At 69.7% G+C, this 6,361-nt stretch carries 1 protein-coding gene; it reads left to right on the forward strand.

Annotated elements, in window-relative coordinates; translation table 11 throughout:
• Positions 1–518 precede the first annotated feature (518 nt).
• A partial coding sequence (locus ACFXPX_RS43200; RefSeq protein WP_380645051.1) for a hypothetical protein occupies positions 519–6,361 on the forward strand: 5,843 nt, incomplete at its 3' end.

Raw genomic sequence — 6,361 nt, forward strand, 5'->3', positions numbered from 1 at the left:
GTGGCGCGATCGGCCCGACGGAGGTCAGTGCGAGTACGAGGGCGACCGCGACGGCGTGGGAACGCCGGGGCGGATGCCCGGTTCTGCGCATGCCGGGGGAAGCTCCGGAGGGAGCGCGCATGGTGAAGCCCCTTCGTGGATAGGCGTGAATGCCCGGCCGTGAATGACGGTCGGGCCATGATGGTTCGTAGAGGTCCCCAGCAAGCTGCCGCATTGGTGATTCAACGTCAATTGCCTTTCTGCGGTGGATGTCCGGTTTGACGGACCGTCCGCCGATTTCGTTCAACTGTGACGTGAATCACAACCTCAGGAGATCCTCAAGCCGCTCGACCGCTGGATTGTTAGCCCCCTACCCTCCAGCGAGACCTGTCCGCGTCAAGTCGCGACGCGGACCTCTCAAAGGGGTGGAGATGTCCTCTTTTCCCGAACTACCACCTGGTGCCACCGGGTGGGAAAAATCGCCTTCGAGGTGGCGTAGATCCCGATTGGCGGTCGTCGGTTCATTCGCGGTTCTGACCGTGCTCGCGGCGCCGCTCGGCACCGCGGTAGCGGCCCCCGGGGGCGGCGGCGCGGACAAGGGCCGGATCTGGTCGCCGCCCGGCACACCGCTGCCGAAGACGGCCTCGGTGCACGGTGCGGCGGACAAGGCGAAGTCGACCACGCCGCCGACCGGTTCGCCGGACTGGGTGCCGCCGAAGTCCCTGCCGCAGCCGAAGTCCGGTACCGCGGACGTCGCGCTGGACGGCAACGCCGGCGCGGCCAAGCAGGCGGGCGACCTCCCGGTCTGGCTGGCACCGGCGGCGGGCGGTGCCACGCCCGCTCCTGTGCGGGTGAAGGTCGCCGCGCCGTCCGTGGAGTCCGCGAAGGGCGTGCAGGGCGTGCAGGGCACCGTCGTCACGCTGGCGCGCGACGGGGCTGCGGAGGCCGGCAAGGTCCAGGTCGGGCTCGACCTCGCCGCGATGGGCGTCAGTGGTGACCTCGCCCACCGGGCGCGGCTGGTGGCGTTGCCGGAGTGCGCGCTGACCGCCCCGGGCGCCGACGGCTGCCAGGTGCGGACGCCGGTGGCCTCGCACTACGACGAGAAGTCGAAGCGGCTGGTCGCGGACGTCGACCTGCCGGCGGTCGGGGGGAAGGCGAAGGGCGTGCGGGCGGAGTCCGCAGCCGCGGCCGAAGCACCCGCCGCCGCAGGGCAGGTACTGCTCGCACTGGACGCCGCACCCTCCAGCGGCACCGGCACCTACAGCGCCACTCCGCTGGCCTCCAGCCAGAGTTGGACCTCGGGCAGTGCGTCGGGCTCCTTCACCTACAGCTACCCGATCGCGGTGCCGTCGTCCCTGGGTGGTGGTGCCCCCACGCTGGCGCTCGGCTACGACTCGGCGTCGGTGGACGGGAAGACGGCGTCGACGAACGCCCAGGCCTCCTGGATCGGCGACGGCTGGGACCTGAGCGCGGGGTTCGTCGAGCGCGGCTACCGGGGCTGTGACAAGGCGGGCATTCCGGGTTCGGGCGATCAGTGCTGGGGTGGTCCGAACCTGACGTTGTCGTTGGGTGGTCACTCGGGTGAGCTGGTGCCGGAGGACTCGTCGTGTGTCGCCGGGTCGGCGGCGGACGAGCAGTCGCGGTGCAAGTGGCGGCTCAAGGGTGACGACGGGACGAAGGTCGAGTTCCTGACCGGCGCCAACAACGGCACCTGGAACGGTTCCTATCTGAAGGTGACGGATACCTCGGGGACGGTGTACTACTTCGGGCTCAACCAGCTTCCGGCGGCCGATGGTTCGCCGAGCAAGGCGGGTCCGGAGAGCAAGTCGGCGTGGACGGTTCCGGTGTACTCCCCGAACCCGGGCGACCCGTGCTACGACGGGTCGAAGGGCAAGGGTTCGTGGTGCCAGAGCGCGTGGCGTTGGAACCTCGACTACGTGGTCGACGCGCACGGGAATCTGACCACGTACGCGTACACGCCCGAGACCAACTGGTATACGCGCGGTGGTGCGCAGAACGCGGGTAAGGGTACGAACACCGCGTACACGCGTGGCGGGGTGCTGGCCGCGATCACCTACGGGCAGTTGCTGTCGGACCAGTTGGGTGCGGGCGGCTCCTATCAGTCCGCGGCGCGGGTCGACTTCGACTCGGGTGAGCGGTGCGTGTCGGACGCGGCGGCGTGCGATCCGGCGCAGCGTACGGCGGCGAACGCGGCCAACTGGCCGGACGTGCCGATGGACAAGCAGTGCCAGGACAGTGGTGCCTGCACCAACTATGGTCCCACGTACTGGTCGACGAAGTGGCTGAACGGGATCACGACCTCGATCCGCTCCGGCGGTTCGTACCGTCCGGTGGACCGTTACGACTTCACCCACGTGTTCAAGACGCCGCAGAACGCGACGGAGAACGCGCCGATCGCCTGGCTGCAGTCGGTCAAGCGCACCGGAAAGGACACTGCCAACGGGCAGGCCGAGCAGGTGCTTCCGGCGGTGACCTTCGCGGACCTGCTGCTGCCCAACCGGGTGGACGGCCTGGTGCCGGCGCGTCCGCGCTACAACCGGCCGCGCATGGCGGTGATCACCACGGAGACCGGTGGCAGCATCGTCGTCTCGTACAAGCAGGAGCAGTGCTCGCGCACGGCGGGGCGGATGCCCGCCTCGGCCGACGGTGACACCCTGCCCTGCTTCAACGTGAAGTGGTTCGACACGCAGGTGCAGTCCACGGTGGACGACTGGTTCCTGCGCTACCCGGTCGACACGGTGACCGTGGACCCGAACGGCAACCTGGTCTCCGGCTCGGTCCCGATGACCACCTCCTACGCCTATGGCCCGGCGGCCTGGCACCGCAACGACAGCCCGCTGGTCGAGTCCGACTACCGGACCTGGGACCAGTTCCGCGGCTTCGCGAGCGTGACCGCGGTGACGGGCTCGGGCAAGGACGGGCCGCAGACCAAGTCGACGACCAGCTACTACCAGGGCATGGACGGCGACCTCAAGGCCGACGGCAAGCCCAAGGGCGCCTCCGTCGCCGGCGTGAAGAGCGGCGGCCGGCCCGACTCCGACTGGATGTCCGGGCAGATCCTGGAGACGGACACCTACGCGGACGCCTCGGCCGACGCGGGCTCGCCGGTGTCGTACACCGTCAACTCCTATGAGAACCCGGCGGTGACGGCCACCCACAAGCGCGCCGGCCTGCCGGACCTGGTCGCCCGCTACGGCGCCACCAAGGTGACCACCGCGGTGACCACTGCGACCACCACCGGCACCCGCACCACCACGACGGTGTCGAACACGGACGCCGGGAACAACAACCGGGTCACCACCTCGCTGAGCACCGCCGACGGCACCCCGGACCTCTGCACCCGCTACCGCTACGCGGGCGGCCCGAACGCCCAGATGACCGGCCTGGTCTCCGAGCAGTTCGTCATCTCGGGCGCCAACGCCTGCACCGCGGACGCGAACGCGTCCAACACGGTCTCCGACACGCGCGCCCTCTACGACGGCCAGGGCTTCGGCAGCGCCGGCGCCAAGGCCGAGGTGACGGGCAAGCAGGTACTGAACGGCTACGACGCCAACGGCGCCGCGCAGTTCGTCACCACCGCGACCAGCACGTACGACCAGTACGGCCGGGTCACCTCGGTGACGGACCCGACGGTCACGGACAGCGCCAACCCGAACGGCGCGGTCACCACCACGGCGTACAGCTCGGCGAACCCGGGTGAGCTGCCGAACAAGGTGGTCACCGGGACCCCGGCCCCGGCCGGCGCGCCGGACGCGGGCACCCCCCGCACCAGCACCGTCACGCTCAACCCCGCCCGAGGCCTGGCGCTCACCTCGACGGACCCCAACGGCCGGAGCACGACCAAGACGTACGACGGTCTCGGACGGGTGAAGGCGGTCTGGTCCCCGGGGCAGGACACCGGCGGCAACGCGAACGCGACCTTCGACTACGCCCTCAACGGCACCTCGGGGCCGTCCACCGTGACGACGAACTCGCTGCGTCCCGGCGGCAAGGCGTACGGGAAGTCCGTGCAGATCGTCGACGGCCTGGGACGCACCGTGCAGACCCAGGGGGACCCGGCGATCTCCGCCTACCAGGGCCGGATCATCGCGGACACGTTCTACGACTCCCAGGGGCGGGTGGGCCGCGCCTACAACGCCTACTACGAGGACACCAACAAGCCGAACACGACCCGGTGGATCCCGGACGGCGCGATGGTCCCGAACCAGAGCGTGGTGCAGTTCGACGGTCTGGGCCGGGTGGTGAACTCGCAGTTCGTGGCGCTGGGCAAGCCGCAGACCACGACGACGACGGCGTACCCCGGCGCTGACCGGGTGGACGTCACGCCGCCGGCCGGAGCCACGCCCACCAGCACGGTCACCGACGCCCGCGGGCGCAAGACGCAGGTGTGGCAGTACAAGACGGCCGCGGCGACCGGCAACCAGGCCGACGCGGACGTCACCGGCTACACGTACACGCCGGGTGGCCAGGCGGCGACCCGGACGGACTCGGCCGGGAACACCTGGAGCTACACGTACGACCAGCGCGGTCGTCAGGTGAAGGCCGATGACCCGGACACGGGTGTGTCGACCCGGACCTACGACGGTGCGGGACAGTTGGCGTCGACGACGGACGCCCGCGGTCAGACGGTCGCGATCACGTACGACCTGCTGGGTCGTAAGACCGGGACGTTCAACGGTTCGGTCGCTCCGGCGAACCAGCTGACCGGTTTCGTCTACGACACCGTGGCGAAGGGGCAGTTGAGCTCCTCGACCCGGTACGTCGGTGGGGCGGGTGGTTCGGCGTACACCAAGTCGGTCGGTGAGTACGACGCGGCGTACCGGGCGACGAAGACCTCGGTCTCCCTCCCGGGTGCCGAGATCGGTCAGACCGGGCAGGTGAGCTTCGACTACTCGGCCGCCTACAACCCGGTGAGTGGTTCGCTGGTGTCGGAGACGCGTGCCGCGGCCGGTGATCTGGCGCAGGAGGCGGTGAACTACAACTACGAGGAGTTCGGGCAGCTCAACGATATGAGCGGCGCCGGGTACACCTATCTCCGGCAGGCGGACTGGGACGCTTACGGGCGCAACATCCGTGACACGATGAACCCTTGGGGTACCCAGGTCGTCTCGACGAACACCTACGACGAGTCGACCGGACGCCTGCTGACGCAGTACGTGGACAAGCAGACGGCCACCACGGGTACGGTCCAGAACACGACCTACGCCTACAATCCGGCCGGTCGGGTCACGGCGGTGCGCACGATTCCGGACAACAGTCCGGACCGGACGGACCTGCAGTGCTTCACCTACGACTACCTGGGGCGTCTCACGACCGCGTGGTCGGACACCGGGCGGCTCAACCAGCCCACCCCGTCCCTCGCCGGGCAGGGCGCCTGCGCCAACGCGACGCCCACCAGCGGGGCTTCGACGGCGGGTACCACCACCGTCGGCGGCAGTGCGCCGTACTGGCAGGACTACACCTACGACGCGGTCGGCAACCGGACCAAGCTGGTCATGCACAACCCGACCGGCGACCAGTCCAAGGACCTGACCATCGACCAGTCCTTCCCGGCGGCGGGCTCGCGCAACACGCCGACCACGGCGGCGGGCACGGGCGGCGGCACCGGCGGCTCGCACGTACCTACCGCGGTGAAGTCGACGTTCCCGAACAACGGCAGCACGCCGGGGAGTTACCAGTACGACGCGGCGGGGAACACGACGAAGATCGCCAACCCGGGCGCGAACAAGACCATGGGCGCGGGCTTCGTGCTCAACCCGGGCGAGTCGGTGCGCTCCAGCAGCGTGCAGCTCACCATGCAGTCGGACGGCAACCTGGTGCTGACCTCGCTGCGGACCGGCCTGGTGGTGTGGTCGACGAACACGGCCAACCACCCGGGTGCGTGGGCGACGATGCAGGACGACGGCAACTTCGTGGTCTACGACCCGCAGCGGGTTCCGTTGTGGTCCTCGCAGTCGTGGGTCGGGCCGAACAGCAAGTACTTCGCGGTCGTCCAGGACGACGGCAAGTTCATGGTGTACGCGCCGGGCTGGGCCCCGAAGTGGGACTCCCACACCTGGAACGCGGTGGACGCGGCCAACGGCGCGGACCTGACCTGGGACGTCGAGGGCAAGCTCGCCACGATGAAGCAGGGCAGTGCGACGACGTCCTACGTCTACGACGCGGACGGCAACCAGCTGGTCCGCCGCAACCCCGGCAAGGTCACCGTCAACCTCGGCGCCGGAGACGAACTCACCTACGACACCGGCGCCAAGGCCAGCACCGGCACCCGCTACTACGCCCTCCCCGGCGGCGTCACCCTCGTCCGCCAGGGACCGACCAAGCTCACCTACCAGCTGGCCGACCAGCACGGCACCGGCAC

The sequence above is a fragment of the Kitasatospora sp. NPDC059146 genome (assembly GCF_042786665.1).
Taxonomy (GTDB): Bacteria; Actinomycetota; Actinomycetes; order Streptomycetales; family Streptomycetaceae; genus Kitasatospora.